Genomic DNA, 22,796 nt, shown 5'->3' on the forward strand with positions numbered 1-22,796 from the left:
CACATGTACGCACCGGAGCGGCACCAGGCGATCCTGGACCGCGCCCGCACCGACGGGCGGGTCGAGGTCCGCGACCTCGCGCAGTCCCTCGCGGTCACGCCCGAGACCATCCGCCGGGACCTCACCAGTCTCGAGAAGCGCGGCCTGCTGCGCCGGGCCCACGGCGGCGCGATCCCCGTCGAGCGCCTGGGCATCGAGCCCGAGGTCGCCGCCCGCGAGGGCCACCTCGCCGCGGAGAAGGACCGCATCGCCACCGCCGCGCTGGCCGAGGTCCCCGACGGCGGCTCGATCGCCATCGACGCCGGGACCACCACGGTTCGCCTCGCAGAGCTGCTCCCCCTGGACCGCCGGCTGACGGTCGTCACCCATTCCCTCCCTGTCGCGGTGGCGCTCGTGGGCCGGCCCAACATCGACCTCCACCTCCTCGGCGGGCACCTGCGCGGCGTCACGCAGGCCGCCGTCGGGCCGTGGGTCGCCCAGGTGATCCCCACCGTCTCGGTGGACGTCGCCTTCATCGGCACGAACGGCATCAGCCGGGAGCGGGGCCTCACCACCCCCGACCTCGACGAGGCCGTCGTCAAGACCGCGCTCATCGCCGCCGCGCGCCGGGTCGTCGTCCTCGCCGACCACTCCAAGTTCGGCCGCCAGGACTTCGGGCACGTCGCCCCGCTGTCCGCGATCGACACCGTCATCACCGATCGAGGAGTCGACGACGAGCTCGCCGACGACATCGAATCGGCCGGCCCGGAGGTCGTCCGCGCATGATCGTCACCGTCACCGCCAACCCCAGCATCGACGTCACCCTGTCGACGAGCGGCTTCGCCGTCGGCGAGGTCAACCGCGCCCACGGCGTCCGCCGCGACCCGGCCGGCAAGGGCGTCAACGTCGCCAGGGCCCTCGCCCGCAACGGCGTCAAGGCCACGGCGATCTACCCGGCCGACGCCTCCACCGGCCTCGACCTGCGCACCATGCTCGAGGCGGCCGGAGTCGCCTCCGCCAGCGCCGCGATCGCCGAGCCGATCCGCACCAACATCACCGTCGTCGACGACGCGACCGGCCGGACCACCAAGATCAACGAGCCCGGCCCGGCCGTCACCCCGGAGGAGGCGAAGGCGCTCTCCGACCTGATCTGCGACCACGTCGTCTCCGCCCCGCGCTGGCTCGTCGCCTGCGGCAGCGTCCCGCCCGGACTCGGCGACGACTTCTACCCGGCGCTCGGCCGCCTCGCCACCCACTTCGGCGTCCCCCTCGCCGTCGACACCTCCGGAGCACCGCTGACCGCGATCATCGCGGCCGGCACCGCGACGCTGGTGAAGCCCAACCTCGAGGAGCTCGAGGAGCTCCTCGGCCGCTCCCTCGCGACCGTCGGCGACGTCGTCGACGGCGCCCGCACACTCCTCCGCCTCCCGGACGCGCGAGCGCTCGTGAGCCTCGGAGAGCACGGCGCCCTCCTCGTCACGGCGGACTCGTCGTGGTGGGCGGGCGCACCCCCCGTCGTGCCCCTCAGCACCGTCGGCGCCGGCGACAGCACCCTCGCGGGCTACCTGTCGGCGACCGACGCCTCGGAGGCGGAGCGTCTGCGGACGGCCGTCGCCTGGGGCACCGCCGCCGTCACCCTCCCGGGCAGTGAAGCCCCGGGTCCCGACTCCCTCCGCCTCGACGACGTCTCCGTCGTCGAGAACCCCGACCCCACCCTCCCGATTGGAGAACTGAGCGCATGACTGCTCTCACCGAGGCGTCGACGGTCATCGTCGACCTCACCGCCGCCACGAAGGACGACGCCACCGCGCAGCTCGCGAAGACGCTCGCCGACGCCGGCCGCGTCACCGACCTCGACGGCTTCCTCGCCGACGTCCGCGACCGCGAGTCGCAGATGGCCACCGGCATGCCCGGCGGCATCGGGATCCCCCACGCCCGCTCCTCGCACGTCGTCTCGCCCAGCGTCGCCGTCGGCATCGCGAAGTCCGGCGTCGACTTCGGCGCCCCGGACGGCCCGGCGGACCTGATCTTCCTCATCGCCGCCCCCGACGGCGCCGACCAGGCCCACCTCAAGATCCTCGCCCAGCTCGCCCGCAAGCTGATCCACGAGTCCTTCACCGGATCCCTCCGCGCCGCGTCCAGCGGCCAGGAAGTCGCGGACATCATCGCCCGAGAGGTCGTCGTCTCGTGAAGATCGTCGCCGTCACCAGCTGCATCGCCGGCATCGCGCACACCTACATGGCCGCCGAGGCCCTCGAGCAGGCCGCCAAGAAGAAGGGCTACCAGATCCAGGTCGAGACCCAGGGCGCGGCCGGCTCCGACCCGATGTCCGACCAGACGATCGCCGACGCCGACGTCGTGATCCTCGCCGCCGACCTCGAGGTCCGCGGCAAAGACCGCTTCGCCGGCAAGCCGACCCTCGAGGTCGGCACCTCGGAGGCGCTCGCCAAGGCCGCGGACGTCATCGACCGCGCCGCCGCGAAGGTCCAGGACGCTCCCGCCGCCGCCTCGACGGGCGCCCCGCGCTTCGTCGCGGTGACGAGCTGCATCGCCGGCATCGCGCACACCTACATGGCGGCCGAGGCGCTGGAGCAGGCCGCCAAGAAGCGCGGCTACCCGATCCACGTCGAGACCCAGGGCGCCGCCGGCTCGGACGAGATGACCGCGAGCGACATCGCCGCCGCGGACGTCGTCATCCTCGCCGCCGACCTCGAGATCCGCGGCAAGGACCGCTTCGCCGGCAAGCCGATCCTCCAGGTCGGCGTCGCCGAGGCGCTGTCGAAGCCGGACGAGGTGCTCGACCGGGCGCTCGCCCTGCGCGGCACCGGCACGGCTCCGTCCGCCGCCCGCTCGACTCCGGCCGCGGCGCCCGCCGCCCCGAAGAAGGTCGGCGTCGGCACGCGCATCCGCCAGAACCTGATGACCGGCGTCTCGTACATGATCCCGTTCGTCGCGGCGGGCGGTCTGCTGATCGCGCTGTCGTTCCTCTTCGGCGGCTACCAGATCGTCAGCTACACGCCGCAGCAGATCATCGACAACGGCTTCAACATCGCGAACATCACCGACTGGGCCGGAGTGATGTTCCTGATCGGCGGCGCGACCTTCGCGTTCCTGGTGCCGGTGCTCTCGGGCTTCATCGCCTTCGGCATCGCGGACCGCCCCGGCATCGCGCCCGGCTTCCTCGGCGGTGCCGTGGCGGTCACCGTCGGCGCCGGCTTCCTCGGCGGCCTCGCGTCGGGCTTCATCGCCGGCTACGCGGCGCTCTACATCTCGCGGATCAAGCTGCCGGCGGCCTTCAAGTCGCTGATGCCGGTCGTCATCATCCCGCTGATCGCGACCTTCATCACGGGCTTCCTGATGTTCGTCGTCCTCGGCGCCCCGCTGCGCGCGCTGAGCGAGGGACTGTCGGCCTGGCTCTCGGGCCTCACCGGCGGCAACCTGATCATCCTGGGGATCATCCTCGGCCTGATGATGGCGTTCGACATGGGCGGCCCGGTCAACAAGGTGGCCTACGCCTTCGCGACCACCGGTCTCGCCTCGGTCCCCGCGGACGGCGACCCGAACTCGGTGCAGTTCAAGGTGATGGCGATCGTGATGGCGGCCGGCATGACGCCGCCGCTCGGTCTGGCCCTCGCGACCTCGCTCCGCAAGCGCCTGTTCACCGACGCCGAGCGCCAGAACGGCAAGGCCGCCTACCTGCTGGGCGCCTCCTTCATCTCGGAGGGAGCGATCCCGTTCGCCGCGGTCGACCCGCTGCGCGTGATCCCCTCCGCCATGATCGGCTCGGCCGTCACCGGCGCCCTCGTCGCGCTGTTCGGCTCGACGCTGCGCGCTCCGCACGGCGGCGTCTGGGTGACCGGACTCGTGGGGCAGCCGCTGCTCTACCTGGTCGCGATCCTCGTCGGCATGGTGGTCACGGCGGTCTGCGTGATCATCGCGAAGAGCATCAAGCGCGCTCCGATCGTCGCCGAGGTCCCGGAGCCGGCCACGGCCCGCCCCGTCGCCGTCTGATCGGCACCGACCGACCGTCCTGAGCGGTCCCGCCGGCGGTCCCGTGTCCACGTCGCCCCTCTCCTCCGAGGGGGTGGCGCGGGGCGGGGCCGCCGGCTTCTGCGTGTCCGGGGGTGCGCCGCTGCGCCGCTCCCCCGCGTGCCGCTCCGTGTCGGCGGTCCTCCGTAGACTGCTCCGGTGACTCGAAAGCCGCTCCGCATCGCCTCCGTCAACGTCAACGGCGTCCGCGCCGCCTTCCGCAAGGGCATGGGCGACTGGCTCGCCGCCCGCGACGTCGACGTCCTCGCCCTGCAGGAGGTCCGCGCCTCCACCGACGACCTCGCCGGCCTGCTCGGCGACGAGTGGGACGTGCTGCACGACGAGGCGACCGCCAAGGGCCGCGCCGGAGTCGCGCTCGCCTCCCGCAAGCGCGCGACGATCCACCGGGTCGCGCTCGGCGCCGACGACTTCGACTCCGCGGGCCGCTGGCTCGAGGCCGACTACGAGGTCGGCGACCGCACCGTGACCGTCGTCTCCACCTACGTGCACTCGGGCGGCGTCGGCACGCCGAAGCAGGACGAGAAGATGCGCTTCCTCGACGCGATGATCGAGCGACTCCCCCAGCTGCAGGCGCACAACCCGCTCGCCGTCGTGATGGGCGACCTCAACGTCGGCCACCGCACCCTCGACATCAAGAACTGGAAGGGCAACGTCAAGAAGGCGGGCTTCCTCCCCGAGGAGCGCGCCTACTTCGACCGCTTCGTCGGCGCCGAGGGCGAGGAGGGCTACAACGCCGGAGCCGGGATGGGCTGGGTCGACCTCGGCCGCCGCTTCGCCGGCGAGGTGCCCGGGCCCTACACCTGGTGGTCGCAGCGCGGCCAGGCGTTCGACACCGACACCGGCTGGCGGATCGACTACCAGCTCGCGACTCCGGAGCTCGCCGCCCTGGCCCGCAGCTACGAGATCGACCGCGCCAGCGCGTGGGACACCCGCTGGTCCGACCACGCCCCCGTCGTCGTCGACTACGAGCTCTGACCCCCTTCTCCCCCGGCGCCGACCGCGCCGCCGTCACTCACGAGGCCTCACCATGACCCCCAGCACTCCGGGCGCGAAGCCCGTCATCTTCTCCGGCATGCAGCCCTCCTCCGGCTCGCTGCACCTCGGCAACTACATCGGCGCCCTCACCCAGTGGGTGGCGATGCAGGACGACTTCGACGCGCACTTCTGCGTCGTCGACCTGCACGCGATCACCGTGCCGCAGGAGCCCGCCGAGCTGCGCGCGCGCACCCGCGCGACCGCCGCGCAGTACATCGCGGCCGGCATCGACCCGGAGCGCTCGACGCTGTTCATCCAGTCGCACGTCCCGGCGCACGCCGAGCTGGCCTGGATCCTGAACACGGTGACCGGCTTCGGCGAGGCCAGCCGGATGACGCAGTTCAAGGACAAGTCGGCGAAGCAGGGCACGGAGGCGGCCTCGGTCGGCCTCTTCACCTACCCGATCCTGATGGCCGCCGACATCCTGCTGTACCAGACCGACGCCGTGCCGGTCGGCGAGGACCAGCGCCAGCACCTCGAGCTGACCCGCGACCTCGCGGGCCGCTTCAACACGCGCTTCGGCGAGACGTTCGCGATCCCGGAGCCGTACATCGCCAAGGAGACGGCGAAGATCTACGACCTGCAGAACCCCGGCGCGAAGATGTCGAAGTCCGCGGAGTCGGACGCGGGCCTCCTGAGCGTGCTCGACGAGCCGAAGGTCACCGCGAAGAAGATCATGCGCGCCGTCACCGACACCGAGTCCGAGGTGCGCTTCGACCGCGCAGCGAAGCCGGGCGTCTCGAACCTGCTCACCGTCTACTCCGTCCTCGCCGGCCGCACGATCGAGTCGCTCGAGCAGGAGTACGCGGGCCGCGGCTACGGCGATCTCAAGAAGGGCCTGGTCGAGGTCGTCGCGGCGACCTTCGATCCGATCCGCGCGCGCACCGCCGAGCTGCTCGAGGACCCGGCCGAGCTGGACCGGGTGCTCTCCCGCGCGGCGGACCGCGCCTCGGAGACGGCCGAGCGCACGCTCGCGACCGTGTACGAGCGGGTCGGCTTCCTGCGCCGCAGCCGCTGAGCCCTCGATGATCCGGCTCGCCCTCTTCGACCTCGACGACACGCTCTTGGCGCACGCCCGCGCGGTGCGCGAGGGGATCGTCGCGTACGCGGCCACGCTCGGCGACGCGTACGCGGGCGAGGCGGGCGCGCTGCAGCGGCGCTGGTACGCGCTGGAGGAGGAGCACTACCACCGCTACCTCGCCGGCGAGCTCGACTACGAGGGCCAGCGGCGTGCGCGCGCCATCGTCTTCGCCGCGGACGCCGGCGTCGAGCTGACGCCGGAGCAGGCGAGCGAGTGGTTCGCCAGCTACTTGGGGCACTACGTCGCCGCGTGGACGCTGCACGACGACGCCCTGCCCGTGCTCGATCGACTCGAGGCGGCGGGCGTCCGGATCGGTGTGATCACCAACGGCGATGTGGACTTCCAGACGATGAAGACGGACGCGATCGGTCTGACGGAGCGGGTCGAGCACCTCGTGGCGTCGGGCGAGGTCGGCGTGACGAAGCCGGACGCGCGGATCTTCCACGTCGCGTGCGAGCGCTTCGGCCTCGCTCCGGCCGACGCGCTGTACGTCGGCGACCGGCTGGGCACCGATGCGATCGGCGCGGCGCGCGCCGGGCTGCGCGGGGTGTGGCTCGACCGGGTCGGCGGGCCCGAGCACGGGCGCGAGCTGCCGGCGGAGGCTGTCGAGCTCGGCGTGGTGAGGATCGGGTCGCTGGACGAGCTGGACGCGATCGCGGGGCTGACCGGCTGAGCGGCCGCGGTCCGGTGTCTCGGCACATGCGGAGCGGTCCGCCGCCCGCCCAGCAGTGTCCCTGCTGATCGAGTGGCCCGCGAAGCGGGCGCATCGAGCGGAGGGGGCGCCTCCGGCGCCATCGCAGGGCGGGGAAGAGGCCGACGTTGATGCGGTGGTGGGTCTCGATACGCCCCTCCGGGGCTACTCGACCAGCAAGAGGGGAGTCGACGCACGGACTTCATGCTGATCGAGTAGCCCGCGCAGCGAGCGTATCGAGATCCACCCGCGTCAGGACGTCGGTCTGCAGACCCGCCGTGCTGACGACGGTGGGTCTCGATACGCCCCTGCGGGGCTGCTCGACCAGCAGGGAGGGAGTCGGCGCACGGTGGGCGCTGACGCGTGTCGGCGGGCCGACGCCTCCGGCTCTACTGCCCGCCGCCGGCCTCTCGGCCCGTCTGGGCGGCGGCGGGCGAGGTCGCAGCGGCACGCTTCCTCCGTCTGTGCCGCAGCTCGAGGGTGAGCGCCGCGATCGCCACGACGAGGAGCACGGCGGAGGTGCACAGCGACACGATCCCGAGCGCGCTCGGCGATGCGATGACCGCAGGGGCGTCGAGGGCGACCCGGACGAGGCCGTAGAGACCGAGCACGACGAGGACGACGAGGTCGGAACGGGATCTCACGACAGCCACTGCCGTCCCAGGAGTCGCCTGCTTGCTGTTGCGATTTTCATACCGGTATGTCTAGCACCGACGCAGACAGGAGGGGCCGGAGGCGCGTGCCGAGCCCCGCCAGTGGCGCACAGCAGCGATCGTCGAGCCGGTCGGCGAGTCGCGCTTGACAGACGTGAGCTTCGGTCGGTTACCATCCGCGTATGGCTTACGACCCACGACCGATCCGCTCCGACGGAGACGCGACGCGCTCCCCCGATTCCGGCGACCGCGGCTCGCGAACGGCGCTCTCGACTCCGTCCCGTTCCGCCGACGCCGACACGCGAGCGACCGCGGTGGATCGACGCGGAGTCGCCCGGGCCGTCCTCCAGTGGGTGACGGGTGATCGGGTCGACGCTCGACGGGTCGTGCGCCTCGCCGACCGGCGGTGGCGAGGAGCGGTGGAGCCACTGCTCGGGCCGGAGGACGTCCTGCTCCTCCCGGCCGAGAGCGCGACCGACGACCATGCGACCTGCGAGGCCCCGACCTGCGACGGCGTGGCCGTCCTCACCTACCGCGGTGGACTCGACGAGCCGGGAGACGTCGCCTGGTTCGGCGAGCTGCGGGTCCAGACGGAGGACTACGCCTCGATCGCGTTCCTCCCGGTCACCGGTGCGACGACCGCACGGCTCCGCGATGCGCACGGCTGGCAGGCGTATCTGGAGGACGCCGACGCCGCCCGCGCCTCCGGCAGGCTGGTCCCGCAGCTCCTGGGAGCCGCGGTCGCCGTGAGCGGTCTGCCGCTGACGGACGACCCCGCTGCCGGACCCGTCTCCGCCGTCGATGTCGACCAGGACGGGGTCGCGAGGCTCGGTCCGGACGGGCTGGTCCTCGGCGACGCCCGAGACCCCGACGGTCTGGCGGCCGCCCTCGGCCGGACACACCGTCCGCTCGACCGGCTCGCCGTGCTGGGCGGCGATGTCGCCGACGACATCGCGCGCCGCCCCTGGCTGGCGCTGTACCGCGCCGGCCTCGCCTTCGCCGCCGCCGACGACACCGGCCCGGCGTGGTCGGTGGCCGGGCTCGGAACGTCCCTCCGACCGGACGGGGAGGTGGCGACGCTCACGCGCTCCGATCTGATCCTCCTGCACCTGGGCGACAAGCGCGTGCTGGTGGAGCCCCGGACTCTGCGGCGGTTCGCCCTCGCACCCGCCACCGCGGTCGTCGTCGAGCGGCTGCTGAGCGACGGCCCGGACGACGAGACGCGCACGCCGGCCGACGAGGCCTTCGTCGCACGGCTCGTCGAGCGGTTCGAGCACGCGGGCGTCCACCTCCGGAGAGGAGCGTGACGGCCTCGCCGGTCGTCGTGCCCCTGGTCTCTCCGACGACGGCGGCCACGACCGCTGCGGCGGTGAGCGCGTCGGGGACACGCGTCCGCTTCGCCGACGGCGTCGAGGCGATCGACCTCACCAGCGGGCTGTGGAACGTGCCGTTCGGCTACGGCCGGCCGGAGTTCACCGCCGCCATCGCCGCGGCTCTGACCGAGGCCTCCTACCTTTCCCTCTTCCGGCGGAGTCACCCCTGGGCGGAGCGGGCGGCCTCGGCACTGCTCTCGGCCGTCGGCGACTCGCTCCCGGACGCCTCCTTCCGGCGCGTCCTCCTCACCACCTCGGGCGGCAGCGCGAACGACGCGGTCATGAAGCTGCTCCGCCAGCGCGCCGCGCTCCTCAGGCGACCGGAGCGCCGGCTGGTCGTCGGCCTGTCCGGCAGCTACCACGGGCTCACCTACGGCGCCCACGCTCTGAGCGGCGACGAGCTGGGCCAGGACCTCTACGGCGTCGACCGCTCGGGGGTCCGGCACGTGGCGCACGACGACCCGGACGCCCTGGAGTCGCTCCTCCGCCGCGAGGGACGGCGCATCTGCGGCATTGTCGTGGAGCCCGTCCTCGGCTCCGGCGCTCTCCCGCTCTCGGACGCACTCCTCGCGGTGCTCGAGCGCGCGTCCCAGGACGGCGTCCCCGTCGTCGCGGACGAGGTGGCGACCGGCTTCGGCCGCACCGGCCCGTTCCTCGCCTCCTCGCGCTGGCCGTTCGCGCCCGACGCGGTGGTCCTCTCGAAGGCGCTGACGAACGGCACGCTCGCGGCGGCCGCCGTGGTCGTCGGCGAGCGGCTCCTCGCCGAGATCGATGCCGCGGACGCCCCGTTCGTCCATGCGGAGACGCAGGCGGGGACCCCCGCGGTCTGCGCCGCCGTCCTGCAGAGCCTCGCGCTGCTCCCCGAGCTGCTCGGAGCCGACGGCTTCCCGCGCGTGAGCACCGGCCTCGACCGGGCCGTCGCCGCGCTGTCCGCGCATCCGCGGGTGCTCGGATCCTCCGGTGCCGGGTCCTTCCGGGCCCTGCGGATCGAGGGGGTCGCCCACGCCGAGGAGGTCCTCGGCCTGGTGGAGGACATCCGGCGGCGCGGAGCGGTCGTGCATCCCGCGCCGGGCGGGATCCAGTTCCTCCCTGCGGCGGTGTCCAGCGACCACGACCTCGCAGACATCCCGCGCCTCATCAGTGCGGCGCTCGACGCATGAGCGTCCGCAGCACCGATCTGGGGTCCGGTCTGGCGTCGGATGCGGCGATCACCGGCTCCCGGCGGACCCTCTTCGTGCTCGACAGCACGCTCGTCCGGTGCGGAGCCGTCGAGCCCGAGCGACTGCGCGGACCGGTGGTCGTCCTCGACGTCGCGTCCGAGCAGGGTCGTCTGCTCGACGCCGTCGACCGCGACCTCCGCACTGTCCGTCCCGACCGCCTCGTCGGCATCGGCGGCGGCAGGCTGCACGACGTGGCGGCGCTGGCGCGCCTGTTCGCCGTCGACCGCGCCCTCCGATCGCGCCTCGACGGACTGCTGGGCAGGCACGGAGGCCTTCTCGCACCGGACCTCCCCGCGTCGACGGAGGTGCCCCGTCTCGTCCTGGTGCCCACGACGATCGGGCCCGGCAGCGAGACGAGCGCCGCGGCCTGCCGCGAGATCGGCGGCCTCCGCTCCGTCGTGGTCGGCGAAGCGCTCCGGGCCGATGCCGCCGTGCTCGACGCCGAGCTCACGGCGACGCTGACCCGCTCGTCCGTGCTCGAGGGAGCGGCGGAGGCGGCCCTGCGGCTGATCGGCTCGCGGTCCGGGTCGCCCGCCGACCGCTCCGCCGACGATCGGTCGAGGCGACTGCTGGGGTCGCTGGGCGAGGCCGGCGGCCGCGTCGCCGAGAGCGCCGGGCTCGTCCGCCGCGCCGACCGCGCGACGCTCGCTGCGGCGAGCGCCGGCAGTCACGGCGTGCTGCGCTCGGCGACCGCGGATCCTTTCGCGGCGACGCACTGGTACCTCGCGAACGAGGTGAGCAGTCGCGCGGGCCTGCGGAAGGTACCGGCGACGATGCCGCTGCTGCCCGTCCTGTGGAGTCGCGACTCCCCGGAGCGTCGCGCGCGGCGACGGGCCGTCTGGCAGTGGTTCGCCGCTCCCCTCGGGCTCGACGCCGATCCCGTCGTCGGCAGCGCCCAGTGGTCCGAGCGGTGGGGCATTCCCGTCCCCGCCGTCGACGACCGCGCCCTCCGCGACGCGGCACTCGCGATCGTCGCCCGCTGGGGCCGCTCGGCGCTGCCCGGCCTGGCGCTCGACGACGCCCTCCGACTCCTGCGCGCGGCGTTCCTGCCGGCGCAGGCCCCTCGACGTCACGAAGGAGGTGAACACATGAACACACAGAACGAACTCGCGTTCCACGAGCTGGAGGCGGCGGTCGCTCCCGACTGGGAGTCGGCGGCGGCGGGCTTCACCACCGGCCTCGCCGTGGCGGCCGTCTTCATCGGAATGCTCACCTGACCAGGAACGAGCACGAGACGACGCACCCCATCAGCCCCTCAGGAAGAGGAGAAGACATGCACCCATCGGCAGACCTGCGATTCGAGGAGATCGAATCGATGGCGGCGCCCGACTCGGACTGGTACATCGCCGCCAAGCTCGGAATCGCCGTCGGGCTCGGGCTCGGCGCCATCGTCCTGACCTAGCGCCCGATGTCCCCATCCCGAGCACACCTCGAAGGAGGTGAGCAATGACGAGAGCAGATCTGTTCGAGGAGATCGAACCCGCGGTCGCCCCGGCCGACGGCTGGCGGGTCGCCGACACGGGACTCAAGATCCTCGTCGCCCTCGGCGGCATCGTCCTGGTCGCGACCTGAGCGATTTAAACCGGCGGTTCCGGGCGCGCGAGCGCCCGGAACCGCCCTCACCCCTGGAGCGACCATGCAGCACCCCTCGGACACACAGCCGCTCACCGCGGCGAGCGCCGCCCTCCTCGGCGCCCTCACCACCGTCCCCGCGACTCCTGAGGACCTCTACGGACCCGCCGGGTCCGTCGTCTACGAGCACTTCACCGCCGACGACCGCAGCGAGATCAGCCCCCTGCTCGCGGCGGTCCGCCGGACCGAGGGGCCGATCCTCGAGCTCGCCTGCGGCGGCGGACGCCTCACCGTGCCCCTCCTGGGCCTCGGCCGTCCCGTCGTCGGCCTCGATCTCTCGCCGACGATGATCGACATCCTCCGGTCGCGGATCGCGGCGCTGCCCGCCGCCAGGATCGCCGACGGCTCCCGGGCGCTGGTCGGCGACATGACCTGCTTCCACCTTCCGGACCGGTTCGGCGCCGTCGTCCTCGGGGCGACGTCCGTCGCTCTCCTGGACCGCGCCGGCCGGCACGCGTTCTTCCGAGCCGCCCGCGAGCACCTCGGAGCGGACGGCGTCCTCCTGATCACCGCGTCGAGCCCCGACCACGCCTACATCGCCGGAAGCCGCAGCTCGCGCATCCGCGCCGTGCCCGGGCCGTCCGGCGGACCGGGAGCGGCCGTCGTGACGTCCGCCGTCACCCCCGACGGTCTCCACCGGGACGTCGAGGTCGTGCAGCTCGGTCTCGATTCCGAGGGGCGTGCGGCGGCACGCTTCTTCCGCTCGCGGGTGAACGTCGTCGACGCCGACCAGGTCGCGGTGGAGGCCGAGCGCGCGGGACTCCGGCTCGTCGCGAGGACGGCGCTGGTGGAGACCGAGGACTCGACGCTGTTGCAGCTGGTCCGGGCATGAGCGATCCCGCGCCCCGGCTGGCGGACACCGTGACGATCGACGAGCCGATCGCGCCCGGCGCTCCGTGGATCCTCTCGGTGCGGGGCGTCCCGCGCGCACGGGTCGGCCCCGCGGTGGCGACCTTCGCCGCCGGGCTCCGCCCGAGCGCGCACGAGACGGACGAGACGGACGGCACCAGGAGCACGCCGCTGACGGACGAGGAGACGGCCGCTCTGCTCCGCGAGTTCGCGGCGGCCGGGCTCCTGGTCGGCTCGGAGCGCCGCGAGCCCCGGTCGCGCCGGCTGCAGCTCCGGCCGCCGGCGAGTCTGCAGCTGACCCTGCTCGATGCGACGCGGCCGGCGCTCGCGCTCGCGCGGCTCCTGCGGAGGCGGCCGGTCCGACTGCTCGCCGTCGCCGCGGTCGGCGCCGTGCTGCTCCTGGGCACCGCGAGCGCGATCGCGCACTCGGCGGAGATCGCCGCCGTCCTCAGCGAGCCGCTGCCCCTGCCCTCGCTCCTCGCGGTCTCGGTCGCGTTCCTGCTCGCGGGAGCGGTGCACGAGGCCGGTCATGCCGTGTCCCTCGCGGCCTTCGGTGGACGGCCGCGGCGTGCCGGGGTGATGATCTTCTACCTCGCGCCCGCGTTCTTCTGCGACGTCACCGACGGCTGGCGCCTGGGCGACCGGCGCTCCCGCGCGGCGGTCGCGCTGGCCGGCCCGGCGGTGCACCTCGTCCTCGCGGCGAGCGCCGCTACCGCACTGCTCTGGGCGCCGACGGGCCGGCCTGCTCTCGCCTGTTTCGTCGTCGCGGCCGCGCTCAGCGCGGTCACCAACCTCATCCCCCTGGTGCACCTCGACGGCTATCTCGCCCTGGTCGCGGTCCTCGACCGGCCGTTCCTGCGCAGAGCCGCGATCGGAGCCGTCGGCGACGCCGTCCTGCGCCTGCTGGGCGGAACCGCGCCACGCGCCTCGCCCTGGCTCGTCCTGTTCGGGGTCGGCTGCCGCGGCTTCGCCCTGCTCCTGGTCGGCTGGGCCTACGTCCGCAGCGTCCCCGTCCTGACCCTCACCGAGCCGGGGGCGGCAATCGCGCTGGTGTTCGCCGCGGCGCTCCTCGGCGCGCTCGTCGTCTCCGTCGTCCGGTTCGCGGGAGCCGCGAAGGAGGCGCGAGTCGGAGCACTCCGGGTCGCCGTCGCGTCCACTGTCCTCGCCGCCGCTCTCGTCGGCGTCGCAGCCCTCCCCCTCGAGGAGCGCATCGAGGCCGGCTACGTCGTCCGCAACGGCGAGGCCTTCCTCGTGCGGACCTCGGCCGACCCGAGGATCGTGCCGGGCATCCCGGTGCGGCTGACCAGCAACGGGATCGCGGTGCGGTCCCCGCGGTCGACGGCCGTCATCAGCGGTCCCGCGGAGCCGCTGCTCGCCCCGATCGCCGCGCTCGCGCCCCTCACCGGGCTCGACGACGTGCCCGCCGTCGGCTATCCCCTCGCCCTGCCCGACTCCGCGAGCACTCCCCCGGTGGGCGGCGCCTCGGTCTCCCTCGGCGGCGGCACGATCGGTGGCGCGGTGCTCGACCTCGTCGCCGGGGACGCGCTCCGCCGCCTGGGGGTCGGCCGGTGACCGCCGGGAGTGCGCTCGAGAGCGCTTTCGAGCACGCCCTGCGCGCGCTCACCGTCGTGAGGGACGGCGACACGGTCCTCGGCTGGCGAGGCAGGAGCCTCTCCGGTCCCGTCCGGCGCCGCGGTGAGCCGCTCTGGCTCCGCCTCGTCAGCTCCCCCTCGGCGCTCGCCCACGGGACGTGGTGGACCGGCACGGCGGACAGCGCCGTGCTCCCGGCCCTGCCCAAGCCGGTCGTGCTCGCCGTCGAGGAGTGGGACCCGCCCTCCGTGGAGGGGTTCCGGCTCCGCGCCGAGCTGATGACCCGCCTGCCCGGTCGTGCCCTGTCCCCGACGGCGGAGCTCGCGCCGGGGACCGACATCGATCCGGCGGTCTGGGTCGAGCTCGGCGGGATCCTCGACGCGCTCGCCGCCGTCCCGACGCTGCGGGAATCGACCGTCCCCGCCACGGTGGACCGGCTGCTGCACAGCTTCTTCGGCGACCGGTTCCCGCGCGGCACCCCGTGCTGGACGACGGCGCACGGCGACCTGCACCCCGGCAACCTGCTCGTCGCACCGCTCGGTCTCGCCGACTGGGAGGCCTGGGGGCGCGGCCCCGAGCACCTCGACGTCGCGACCCTCTACGTGCACACCCTCGCCGCTCCCGACGCCCGGCGCTCGCTCGTCGAGGTGCTCGGCGAGCGGCTGCACTCGGACGACGCCCGGCCCGCGCTCGCCTTCGCCGCCGCGAAGGTGCTCGCGCGATCGGTCTCCGGCGACTACCCGACGCTGGTCACTCCCGTGCACCGGCTCCTCGACGACCTGACCGCGCGATCGCTCGGCGCCGGCGGGACGACCGCTGGACGACGATGACCCCCCTCCCTCGAAAGGTCCGCCCATGGGCTCTGCGCTCGACTTCCAGCACTTCACCAAGACCTTCCGCGGCCGCCGCGTCGTGGACGACCTCAGCTTCTCCGTGCGGCAGGGGACCGTCGTCGGGCTCCTCGGCCCGAACGGCGCCGGCAAGAGCACGGCGCTCCGCGGGCTGGTCGGACTGCTGCGCCCCGATTCCGGTGAGGCGCGGATCGGCGGCCACCGGTTCGCGGAGCTGCGCGCTCCCGCGCGGGTCGTCGGCGTGCACCTCGACGGCCTCGGCTTCGAGAACGGCATCACCGGCCGTCGGCACCTCGCGATCGTCGGCCGCGCGGTCGGCGCACCGCTCTCCCGCGTCGACGAGCTGCTGGAGACGGTCGGCCTCGCCGAGGCGGCGCGGCGGCCGGTCCGCGGCTACTCGACCGGGATGCGCCAGCGCCTCGGTCTGGCCACCGCCCTCGCCGGAGATCCCGAGATCCTCGTCCTCGACGAACCGGCGAACGGGCTCGACCCCGAGGGGATCCGCTGGCTGCGGCGCCTGATCCGCGCCGAGGCCGAGCGCGGACGGACGGTCCTCGTCTCCAGCCACCAGCTCGCCGAGCTCGAGCACACCGTCGACGAGGTCGTCGTCCTGCGGCGCCGGATGCTCTTCCACGGCCCGCTCGAGGACCTCACCCGCTCGGGCGGGCGGAGTCTCGAGGACGGCTACTTCGACCTCGTCGACGGCGAGGCCGGCCGATGACCGGGGCCGGCGCGCTCGCACGGGCCGAGATCCTGCGCTCCCGCAGCGGCTCGTCGTTCCCGGTCCTCCTCGTCTACGCGATCCTGATCCCCGTCTTCGCCCTGAGCATGCCCGGCACGACGGATCGGCTCAGCAGCCTCGACCACGCTCCGGCGAGCCGCTTCGTCTTCGGCTTCGCGGCCTGCGCCGCCCTGGGCGCGTGCTTCTACGGGTCCTACGCCTACACCCGGGAGACGTACTACCACTCGCTCGACCGGACACTGCTGCTCGGCAGCCGGGACGCGATCCTGGCGGCGAAGGCGCTGGCCGGCGCGGTCTCGGGCGCGGTCTTCGGGGTCGTGGCGGTCGTGGGCTGGTGGCCGATCACCACGGTGGTCCTGGCGACGGCCGGCCGCCGGGTCACGGTCGACGCATCGCTCCTGTCCGCCTCGCTCGGCGTCGTCCTCGCGTGCGCCCTCAGCGGCGTGCTGGGCGTGGGCGTCGGCTACACGGTGCGGAACTACTACGCCTGCATCCCGATCGTGCTGGTCCTGCCCGCCGCCCTGGCCGTGCCGCTCCTCGGCGTCGCCCGCGACGCCGGGCGGCTGCTCCCGATCGGAGCCGTCGCCGGAGCGACCGGGGCGCCGGTCGACGGGATGCTTCCGGCGCCGCTCGCGCTGGCCGTCCTGGCCGCCTGGGCGCTCCTGGCGATCGGCGGCGCACGGCTCCTCGAGCAGCGGCGGGCGCGGTGACGGACGCGGCCGCGAAAGCACCGTTCACCCGCGCCGTCACCGCCGAGTTCCGGCGCGTGGTCGCGAGCCGGACACCGCTCTGGGGCCTGGTCTTCGGACTGCTGCCCGTGCTCCCCCTCCTCGTCGCCGTGTCGCAGGTCGATCTCGGCGCGCTCCCGCCCGGAGAAGCGGCCTCACTCGAGCACGCGATCACGGCGGCGCTGCTGCAGGGCGGCGTCGTCGGCGCGGCGGCCTTCGGAGCACTGCGGACGGCGAGCGCCTTCGAGAAGGGGATCCTCGCACGCGACGTGCTCTCGTCGGGGCTTCGGCCGGCGCTCGCGGCCCGGTTCCTGGTGGCGGCCGGTGCCGGTGCGGTGCTCGCGACGGCGGCGGTCGCGATCGGAGTCGCCGGCGTCGCGATCGTCTCGGCGGGAAGGGTCACTCCGAATGTCGGCGTCGTGGCCCTCGTCCCCGTGGCCGGTGTCGGTGGCGCGATCTGGGGTGCGCTGGTCGGCACGATCGTCCGGGCACCGCTCTTCGTGCTCTTCGCGGCCCTGGTGCCGCTCAGCGCCGGGACCTTCACGAGCGGCACCGCCTTCGAGGACGTCGTGCCCCTCGCTGCCCTGTCGGCGTCCGCGCCGCCCACGGTCGCGGCCGTGCTGGCGGGCCCGGCCTGGCTGCTGGCACTCGCTCTCGTCGCGGTCGCGACGGGGCGTCGGCGCCCACTGCTCTGACGGAGCTCCGCCGGGGGCGGGTCTCGAGACGCGCTGCGCGCTACTCGACCAGCATGTCTGCGGGCGTCTCTTCCCAGTGGACCCACGCACGAGGGCCCGCGCACGTCGCGTGCGCGGGCCCTCGTCGTTCAGTGGTGCAGTGCCTACTGCACGTCCTCGTCGACCCAGTCGAAGGTCTTCGTGACGGCCTTCTTCCAGAGGCGGTACTGGCGCGCGGCCTCGTCCTGGTCCATCTGCGGGGTCCAGCGCGAGTCCTCCTGCCAGTTCTGGCGCAGGTCGTCCAGGTTCTCCCAGAAGCCGACGGCGAGGCCCGCGGCGTACGCGGCGCCGAGGGCGGTGGTCTCCGCGACGACCGGCCGGACGACCGGGACGCCGAGGATGTCGGCCTGGAACTGCATGAGCAGGTTGTTGGCGATCATGCCGCCGTCGACCTTGAGCTCCTGCAGCGGAACGCCGGAGTCGGCGTTGACCGCGTCCAGGACCTCGCGGGTCTGGAACGCCGTCGCCTCGAGGGCGGCGCGGGCGATGTGGCCCTTGTTGACGTAGCGGGTGAGGCCGACGAGCGCACCGCGCGCGTCCGCTCGCCAGTACGGCGCGAAGAGACCGGAGAACGCCGGGACGAAGTACGCGCCGCCGTTGTCCTCGACCGTCGCGGCCAGCGCCTCGACCTCGGGGGCCGAGCCGATGAGGCCCAGGTTGTCGCGCAGCCACTGGATCAGCGAGCCGGAGACCGCGATCGAGCCCTCGAGCGCGTAGTGCACCTCGCCGTCGCCGAGCTTGTAGCCGATCGTCGTGAGCAGCCCGTTCTTGGAGTGCACGATCTCGGTGCCGGTGTTGAAGATCAGGAAGTTGCCGGTGCCGTAGGTGTTCTTCGCCTCGCCCGGATCGAACGCCGCCTGGCCGAAGGTCGCGGCCTGCTGGTCGCCCAGGATGCCCGCGATCGGGACCTCGCGCAGCAGCGAGGAGGACTCGACCTGCCCGTAGACCTCGGAGGAGGAGCACACCTCGGGGAGCATCGACTTCGGCACCCCGAAGGCCTCGAGGATGTCGTCGCGCCACTCGAGCGTCTCGAGGTCGAGGAAGAGGGTGCGCGAGGCGTTGGTGACGTCCGTCTTGTGCACGCCGCCGTCGACTCCGCCGGTGAGGTTCCAGAGGACCCAGGTGTCGGTGGTGCCGAAGATCAGGTCACCGGCCTCCGCCTTCTCACGGGCGCCCTCGACGTTCTCGAGGATCCAGACGATCTTGGTGCCGGAGAAGTAGGTCGCGAGCGGGAGCCCGACGATCGACTTGAAGCGGTCCGCGCCCTCGTCGCCGGCGAGCCGGTCGACGATCGACTGCGTGCGGGTGTCCTGCCAGACGATGGCGTTGTAGACGGGCTTGCCGGTGGTCTTGTCCCAGACCACCGCGGTCTCGCGCTGGTTGGTGATGCCCACGGAGGCGATGTCGTGGCGGGTCAGGTCGGCGCGGGAGAGCGCCTGGCCGATGACCTCGCGGACGTTGTTCCAGATCTCGATCGGGTCGTGCTCGACCCAGCCCGCGCGGGGGAAGATCTGCTCGTGCTCCTTCTGCCCGGTCGAGACGATCGAGCCCTTCTTGTCGAAGATGATCGCGCGGGACGACGTGGTCCCCTGGTCGATAGCGATGACGTAGTCAGCCATGAATGATTACTCCTTCGTAACGGGTGAAGTGGAGTGCGGATCGCGAGCCGCAGCGGCCCGCGAGTCCGGTCGGGGGATCGGCTAGAGGATCGGCAGCAGCGCGGTCGACGCGAGGCCGGCGAGGACACCGCCGACGATCGGGCCGGCGACGGGCACCCAGGCGTAGCTCCAGTCGCTGGAGCCCTTGCCCTTGATCGGCAGCAGCGCGTGGGCGATGCGGGGGCCGAGGTCACGGGCCGGGTTGATGGCGTAGCCGGTCGGGCCGCCGAGCGAGGCGCCGATCGCGATCACCAGGATGGCGACGGGCAGGGCGCCGAGCGCCGCGAGTCCGCCGTCGCCCTGGCGTCCGCCGCCGAAGCCGATGACGACGAAGACGAGGACGAAGGTGCCGATGACCTCGGTGACGAAGTTCCAGCCGTAGCTGCGGATCGCAGGACCCGTGGAGAAGACGCCGAGCTTGTTGGCCGGGTCGGGCTCCTGGTCGAAGTGCTGCTTGTAGGCGAGCCAGCAGAAGACGGCGCCGAGGATCGCACCGATCATCTGGGCGAGGATGTACATCAGGATCGAGACGATGTTGACCGGGACGCCCGAGCCGAACTCCGTCGCTCCGCTGGCCGCGAGGCCGAGCGTGACGGCCGGGTTGAGGTGCGCACCCGAGTTGTAGGAGACGATCACACCGGCGAAGACGGCGAAGCCCCAGCCGAAGTTGACCATCAGGGTCCCGCCGTTGAGACCCTTGCTCTTCACGAGCGCGACGTTGGCGACCACGCCGCAGCCGAGGAGCACGAGCATCGCCGTTCCCACGACTTCCGCGAGGAACACCACTCCGAGATTGTCCACGTTGACCTTTTCCTTTTCGTCGATCGGAACGCGCGAACGCGCCCGCGACGGGCATCGATGCCCGACGGTGTGAAGTTATCGGCGCCCCGTACCAGGGACAAGGAACGCCGCGTGCACGTTTGTGCGTTGTGACGACGGAAGTCCCGGCTCGAGATCACTCCTCGAACCGGGACTCCCGTCGATCCGCGCCAGTCGCCCTGCTAGGAGGCCGCGACCGCCGTCGGCGCCTGCACCGAGGTGCCGCCGACATCGACGCCGTTGTACTTCTTCAGGTGCTCGATCGTGGCGTCGACCTCCTGCGCGCGCTTGGCCTCGTCCCAGCCGAGGACCTCGCCGGTGTGCTGGGCGAGCTCCTCGAGGAGCTCGCGGCTCAGGCCGCCGGTGAAGGCGTGGTTGGTGCGGCGCATGACCAGGTCGATCAGGTGCACGACGCTCTCGCGCTGGGCGAGGTAGCGGATCTCACCGGTGGTGAAGTCCTTGTCGAAGTCGAGCGCCTCGTCGTGACCGTCGGCCAGTGCCTCGATGACCTCCTGGGCGCGGGTGCCGTAGCGCTCGAGCAGCTGGCCGGTGCGGGCCGAGGACAGGCCGGAGCGGTGCTGGCTGATCCACTGGGCGCGCGAGGCGTCCGTGCGCGGGAAGCCCTTGCCGCCGCCGATCGCGGTCTTCACGGTGGAGACGCGACGGGTGACGCCGATCCGCTTGAAGACCTCGTTGGAGAGGTGCTCGGACAGGGCGCGGAACGTCGTCCACTTGCCGCCGACCAGGCTCAGCACGGGGGTCTTCCCGCCGGGGAGGGTCGAGGGCTCGATGCGGTAGTCGCGGGAGACGAAGCCGGGGGTCTCGTCGTCGTGACGGGGCAGCGGGCGGATGCCGGAGAACTTGAAGACGATCTGCTCGCGGGTGACCGGGATGGAGGGGAACACGTGGTTCACCAGGTCGAAGAAGTAGTCGATCTCCTCCTCGGTGCAGACGGCCGGCTCGTTGGGGTCGGCCTCGATGTCGGTGGTGCCGACCATGACCCGGCCCTTGAGCGGGTAGATCAGCACGATGCGGCCGTCGCTGTGCTCGAAGAACATCTCGCGGCCCTCGCAGGCCTCGACCAGCTCGGGGTTGTCGAGGACGATGTGCGAGCCCTTGGTGCCGCCCATGAACGTCGTGGTCGTGCCGAGCGCGGTGTTGGTGAAGTCGGTCCACGGTCCGGAGACGTTGACGACGACGTCCGCCTGGAAGGCGAACTCCTCGCCGCTCTCGCGGTCGCGCAGCAGCACGCCGCCCTCGGAGGTGCCGACGGCCTCGACGTAGTTGGCCGCGCGGGCCTTCGTGCCGCCGACGAGCGCATCGCGCAGCACGTCGAGCGCCAGGCGCTCGGGCTCGTGCACGGAGGCGTCGAAGTAGGTGGCGGTGTACTTGATCTTCGGGTCGAGCTTGGGCAGCTCGTTCAGCGAGCGCTTGCGGCCGTGGAACTGGTGGCGCGGGACGACGCCGCCGTCGCGGGAGAAGAAGTCGTACAGGGTCAGGCCGACCTTGATCAGCAGCGCGCCGCGCTCCTGGGGCTTGCCCGACTTGTGGGTGAGGAAGCGCAGCGGCGCGGCCAGGATGCCCGAGAACGTCGAGTAGATCGGGATGGTGGTCTGCAGCGGCTTCACGTAATGCGGGGCGATCTTGAGCAGGCCGTTGCGCTCGTGCACGCCCTCGTTGACGAGGCGGAACTCGCCGTTCTCGAGGTAGCGGATGCCGCCGTGGATCATGTGGCTCGAGGCGCTGGACGCGCCCGAGACGTAGTCGCCGCGCTCGACGAGAGCGACGTCGACGCCGTTGAGCGCGAGCTCGCGGAACGTCCCGATGCCGTTGATGCCACCGCCGATCACGAGGACGGTCGCGCGGGGGGTGTCCCGCAGTGCGGAGACGCTCTCGCGGAGAGAGGAGCTTCCGGGAGTTCCGACAGACTGTGCCACTTCGTACTCGCCTTCGTGTCGTAGGTGTTGCGTCGAATGCCTCGTGCGAGTGTGGCCGCCCCAGATGGACGGTTGATATCGCGAGGGAATACAGCCATCCTTGACCCGACAACACATCCGGTCAAGACGGGTGGAAATACGTGCAAGGAGTGGCAATGACCCCTGTCCGACCGGTCGTCGAGCTGGATGAGACGACGCACGCGACCCACCCGGACAAGACGCGCGACGCGCTCCGGGCCGCGCAGCTGTACTACATGCAGGACCTGACGATGGACGCCATCGCGCACGAGCTGCACACCTCGCGCTCCTCGGTGTCGCGGCTGCTCTCGCACGCCCGCGCGACGGGACTGGTGGACATCCAGATCCGCTCCCCCCTCGACCGGGCGAGCGCCCTGTCGGCGGAGGTGCGCGCGCACTTCGACATCACGGCGCACATCGTCCCGGTGCCCGATCACACCAGCGAGATCGACCGGCTCGAGCGCGTCGCGCTGTCGGCCGCGCGGATCCTCGGGCCGTTCATCGACTCGAACATGATCGTCGGCATCGCCTGGGGCTCGACGATGAGCGCGATGAGCCGGCACCTGATCGCCAAGGAGACGCACAACACCCAGATCGTGCAGCTCAACGGCGCGGGCAACACCGAGACCACCGGCATCAACTACTCCAGCGAGATCCTTCGCCGCTTCGGCGACGCGTACGCCGCGAAGGTGCAGCAGTTCCCGGTGCCGGCGTTCTTCGACGACCCGATGACCAAGAAGGCGGTCTGGCGCGAGCGGTCGACCAAGCGGGTGCTGGAGCTGCAGCAGCGGATGGACGTCGCGCTCTTCGGCCTCGGCTCGCCGTTCGCGGCGGTGCCCTCGAAGGTCTACATCGGCGGCTACCTGGAGCCGAGCGACTTCACCTCGCTCAGCGCGTCCGGCGTGGTCGGCGACGTCGCCACCGTGTTCTACCGGGCCGACGGCACCTGGGACGACATCCCCATGAACGAACGTGCAAGCGGCCCGGACCTCTCCACCGTGCGCCGCGCCTCCCGCCGCATCTGCGTCGTCTCGGGCGCCTCGAAGCTCCCGGGCCTGCGCGGCGCCCTCGCCGCCGGCCTCCTCACCGACCTCATCCTCGACGAGGGCACGGCCCGAGCCCTGATCTCCGGCTGACCCCCCTCCCCCTCTCCGCG

At 72.6% G+C, this 22,796-nt stretch carries 23 protein-coding genes; 19 read left to right on the forward strand and 4 right to left on the reverse strand.

Annotated elements, in window-relative coordinates:
* The first annotated feature begins 3 nt into the window (after positions 1–3).
* From EDF35_RS00800 to EDF35_RS00835, 7 genes are all read left to right on the forward strand, one after another.
* Complete coding sequence (locus EDF35_RS00800; protein WP_123445281.1) at positions 4–765, forward strand: DeoR/GlpR family DNA-binding transcription regulator; 762 nt, start codon at positions 4–6, stop codon at positions 763–765.
* Complete coding sequence (locus tag EDF35_RS00805) at positions 762–1,721, forward strand: 1-phosphofructokinase family hexose kinase (RefSeq protein ID WP_133960468.1); 960 nt, start codon at positions 762–764, stop codon at positions 1,719–1,721. Before EDF35_RS00800 ends, EDF35_RS00805 begins: the two co-directional genes overlap by 4 nt.
* Complete coding sequence (locus EDF35_RS00810; protein WP_123733891.1) at positions 1,718–2,170, forward strand: PTS sugar transporter subunit IIA; 453 nt, start codon at positions 1,718–1,720, stop codon at positions 2,168–2,170. The genes EDF35_RS00805 and EDF35_RS00810 overlap by 4 nt, the downstream gene beginning before the upstream one ends.
* Positions 2,167–3,990: a PTS fructose-like transporter subunit IIB gene (locus EDF35_RS00820; RefSeq protein ID WP_208322991.1), complete on the forward strand. Its 1,824-nt coding sequence runs from the start codon at positions 2,167–2,169 to the stop codon at positions 3,988–3,990. Before EDF35_RS00810 ends, EDF35_RS00820 begins: the two co-directional genes overlap by 4 nt.
* 177 nt (positions 3,991–4,167) lie before the next feature.
* A complete protein-coding gene (locus EDF35_RS00825; protein ID WP_133960469.1) occupies positions 4,168–5,004 on the forward strand; it encodes an exodeoxyribonuclease III in 837 nt (278 codons plus the stop codon).
* A 52-nt stretch (positions 5,005–5,056) separates the two neighbouring features.
* Positions 5,057–6,082 (forward strand): tryptophan--tRNA ligase, encoded by a 1,026-nt coding sequence (gene trpS, locus EDF35_RS00830; RefSeq protein ID WP_123445276.1) that lies wholly within the window; start codon positions 5,057–5,059, stop codon positions 6,080–6,082.
* A gap of 7 nt (positions 6,083–6,089) precedes the next feature.
* Positions 6,090–6,818 (forward strand): HAD family hydrolase, encoded by a 729-nt coding sequence (locus EDF35_RS00835; RefSeq protein ID WP_133960470.1) that lies wholly within the window; start codon positions 6,090–6,092, stop codon positions 6,816–6,818.
* A gap of 407 nt (positions 6,819–7,225) precedes the next feature.
* On the opposite strand, the gene EDF35_RS00840 is transcribed toward EDF35_RS00835, so the two are convergent.
* Positions 7,226–7,480 carry a hypothetical protein gene (locus tag EDF35_RS00840; protein WP_133960471.1) on the reverse strand — a complete coding sequence of 85 codons (255 nt, stop codon included), beginning with the start codon at positions 7,478–7,480 and terminating at the stop codon, positions 7,226–7,228.
* A gap of 428 nt (positions 7,481–7,908) precedes the next feature.
* Between EDF35_RS00840 and EDF35_RS20580 the strand changes: the two genes are divergently transcribed.
* The 11 genes from EDF35_RS20580 to EDF35_RS00885 all read left to right on the forward strand — a co-directional run bounded on the left by EDF35_RS20580 (position 7,909) and on the right by EDF35_RS00885 (position 17,169).
* Complete coding sequence (locus EDF35_RS20580; RefSeq protein ID WP_166673975.1) at positions 7,909–8,796, forward strand: hypothetical protein; 888 nt, start codon at positions 7,909–7,911, stop codon at positions 8,794–8,796.
* Positions 8,793–10,022 (forward strand): daptide-type RiPP biosynthesis aminotransferase, encoded by a 1,230-nt coding sequence (gene mpaD, locus EDF35_RS00850; protein WP_208322992.1) that lies wholly within the window; start codon positions 8,793–8,795, stop codon positions 10,020–10,022. The genes EDF35_RS20580 and mpaD overlap by 4 nt, the downstream gene beginning before the upstream one ends.
* A complete protein-coding gene (locus EDF35_RS00855) occupies positions 10,019–11,299 on the forward strand; it encodes an iron-containing alcohol dehydrogenase (protein ID WP_133960472.1) in 1,281 nt (426 codons plus the stop codon). Before mpaD ends, EDF35_RS00855 begins: the two co-directional genes overlap by 4 nt.
* 56 nt (positions 11,300–11,355) lie before the next feature.
* Entirely contained in the window at positions 11,356–11,484 is a 129-nt protein-coding gene (locus EDF35_RS21350) for a daptide-type RiPP (RefSeq protein WP_260300762.1), read from the forward strand.
* 44 nt (positions 11,485–11,528) lie between these two features.
* Entirely contained in the window at positions 11,529–11,654 is a 126-nt protein-coding gene (locus EDF35_RS21355) for a hypothetical protein (RefSeq protein ID WP_260300761.1), read from the forward strand.
* Positions 11,655–11,718: 64 nt separating this feature from the next.
* Positions 11,719–12,546 (forward strand): daptide-type RiPP biosynthesis methyltransferase, encoded by an 828-nt coding sequence (gene mpaM / locus EDF35_RS00860; RefSeq protein ID WP_123702538.1) that lies wholly within the window; start codon positions 11,719–11,721, stop codon positions 12,544–12,546.
* The gene (gene mpaP, locus EDF35_RS00865; RefSeq protein WP_133960473.1) at positions 12,543–14,135 is read left to right on the forward strand and encodes a daptide biosynthesis intramembrane metalloprotease; all 1,593 of its coding nucleotides are present in this window, start codon (positions 12,543–12,545) and stop codon (positions 14,133–14,135) included. The genes mpaM and mpaP overlap by 4 nt, the downstream gene beginning before the upstream one ends.
* Entirely contained in the window at positions 14,132–14,983 is an 852-nt protein-coding gene (locus EDF35_RS00870) for a phosphotransferase (protein WP_133960474.1), read from the forward strand. The genes mpaP and EDF35_RS00870 overlap by 4 nt, the downstream gene beginning before the upstream one ends.
* A 25-nt stretch (positions 14,984–15,008) precedes the next feature.
* A complete protein-coding gene (locus EDF35_RS00875) occupies positions 15,009–15,725 on the forward strand; it encodes an ATP-binding cassette domain-containing protein (RefSeq protein ID WP_133960475.1) in 717 nt (238 codons plus the stop codon).
* The gene (locus EDF35_RS20585; protein WP_166673976.1) at positions 15,722–16,456 is read left to right on the forward strand and encodes a hypothetical protein; all 735 of its coding nucleotides are present in this window, start codon (positions 15,722–15,724) and stop codon (positions 16,454–16,456) included. The genes EDF35_RS00875 and EDF35_RS20585 overlap by 4 nt, the downstream gene beginning before the upstream one ends.
* Positions 16,453–17,169 carry a hypothetical protein gene (locus EDF35_RS00885; protein ID WP_133960477.1) on the forward strand — a complete coding sequence of 239 codons (717 nt, stop codon included), beginning with the start codon at positions 16,453–16,455 and terminating at the stop codon, positions 17,167–17,169. Before EDF35_RS20585 ends, EDF35_RS00885 begins: the two co-directional genes overlap by 4 nt.
* A gap of 143 nt (positions 17,170–17,312) precedes the next feature.
* Here EDF35_RS00885 and glpK read toward each other — a convergent pair whose 3' ends face one another.
* The 3 genes from glpK to EDF35_RS00900 form a co-directional block, all read right to left on the reverse strand.
* Positions 17,313–18,827: a glycerol kinase GlpK gene (glpK, locus tag EDF35_RS00890; protein ID WP_123445264.1), complete on the reverse strand. Its 1,515-nt coding sequence runs from the start codon at positions 18,825–18,827 to the stop codon at positions 17,313–17,315.
* A gap of 81 nt (positions 18,828–18,908) precedes the next feature.
* Positions 18,909–19,667, reverse strand: a complete 759-nt coding sequence (locus EDF35_RS00895) for an MIP/aquaporin family protein (RefSeq protein WP_123445263.1) — start codon at positions 19,665–19,667, stop codon at positions 18,909–18,911.
* A gap of 200 nt (positions 19,668–19,867) precedes the next feature.
* Positions 19,868–21,622 carry a glycerol-3-phosphate dehydrogenase/oxidase gene (locus EDF35_RS00900; protein ID WP_243839803.1) on the reverse strand — a complete coding sequence of 585 codons (1,755 nt, stop codon included), beginning with the start codon at positions 21,620–21,622 and terminating at the stop codon, positions 19,868–19,870.
* A 155-nt stretch (positions 21,623–21,777) separates the two neighbouring features.
* Here EDF35_RS00900 and EDF35_RS00905 point away from each other — a divergent pair, with 155 nt between their 5' ends.
* Complete coding sequence (locus tag EDF35_RS00905) at positions 21,778–22,776, forward strand: sugar-binding domain-containing protein (RefSeq protein ID WP_123445261.1); 999 nt, start codon at positions 21,778–21,780, stop codon at positions 22,774–22,776.
* Positions 22,777–22,796 lie beyond the last annotated feature (20 nt).

The organism is Rathayibacter sp. PhB151 (assembly GCF_004366415.1).
Classification (GTDB): Bacteria; Actinomycetota; Actinomycetes; order Actinomycetales; family Microbacteriaceae; genus Rathayibacter; species Rathayibacter festucae.

Excerpts from the sequence above, each read along its gene's own strand:
- EDF35_RS00800 (WP_123445281.1), top strand. The coding sequence starts at position 4 with ATGTACGCACCGGAGCGGCACCAGGCGATCCTGGACCGCGCCCGCACC.
- EDF35_RS00805 (WP_133960468.1), top strand. The coding sequence starts at position 762 with ATGATCGTCACCGTCACCGCCAACCCCAGCATCGACGTCACCCTGTCG.
- EDF35_RS00810 (WP_123733891.1), top strand. The coding sequence starts at position 1,718 with ATGACTGCTCTCACCGAGGCGTCGACGGTCATCGTCGACCTCACCGCC.
- trpS (WP_123445276.1), top strand. The coding sequence starts at position 5,057 with ATGACCCCCAGCACTCCGGGCGCGAAGCCCGTCATCTTCTCCGGCATG.
- EDF35_RS00835 (WP_133960470.1), top strand. The coding sequence starts at position 6,090 with ATGATCCGGCTCGCCCTCTTCGACCTCGACGACACGCTCTTGGCGCAC.
- EDF35_RS00855 (WP_133960472.1), top strand. The coding sequence starts at position 10,019 with ATGAGCGTCCGCAGCACCGATCTGGGGTCCGGTCTGGCGTCGGATGCG.
- EDF35_RS21350 (WP_260300762.1), top strand. The coding sequence starts at position 11,356 with ATGCACCCATCGGCAGACCTGCGATTCGAGGAGATCGAATCGATGGCG.
- EDF35_RS21355 (WP_260300761.1), top strand. The coding sequence starts at position 11,529 with ATGACGAGAGCAGATCTGTTCGAGGAGATCGAACCCGCGGTCGCCCCG.
- mpaM (WP_123702538.1), top strand. The coding sequence starts at position 11,719 with ATGCAGCACCCCTCGGACACACAGCCGCTCACCGCGGCGAGCGCCGCC.
- mpaP (WP_133960473.1), top strand. The coding sequence starts at position 12,543 with ATGAGCGATCCCGCGCCCCGGCTGGCGGACACCGTGACGATCGACGAG.
- EDF35_RS00875 (WP_133960475.1), top strand. The coding sequence starts at position 15,009 with ATGGGCTCTGCGCTCGACTTCCAGCACTTCACCAAGACCTTCCGCGGC.
- EDF35_RS20585 (WP_166673976.1), top strand. The coding sequence starts at position 15,722 with ATGACCGGGGCCGGCGCGCTCGCACGGGCCGAGATCCTGCGCTCCCGC.
- glpK (WP_123445264.1), bottom strand. The coding sequence starts at position 18,827 with ATGGCTGACTACGTCATCGCTATCGACCAGGGGACCACGTCGTCCCGC.
- EDF35_RS00905 (WP_123445261.1), top strand. The coding sequence starts at position 21,778 with ATGACCCCTGTCCGACCGGTCGTCGAGCTGGATGAGACGACGCACGCG.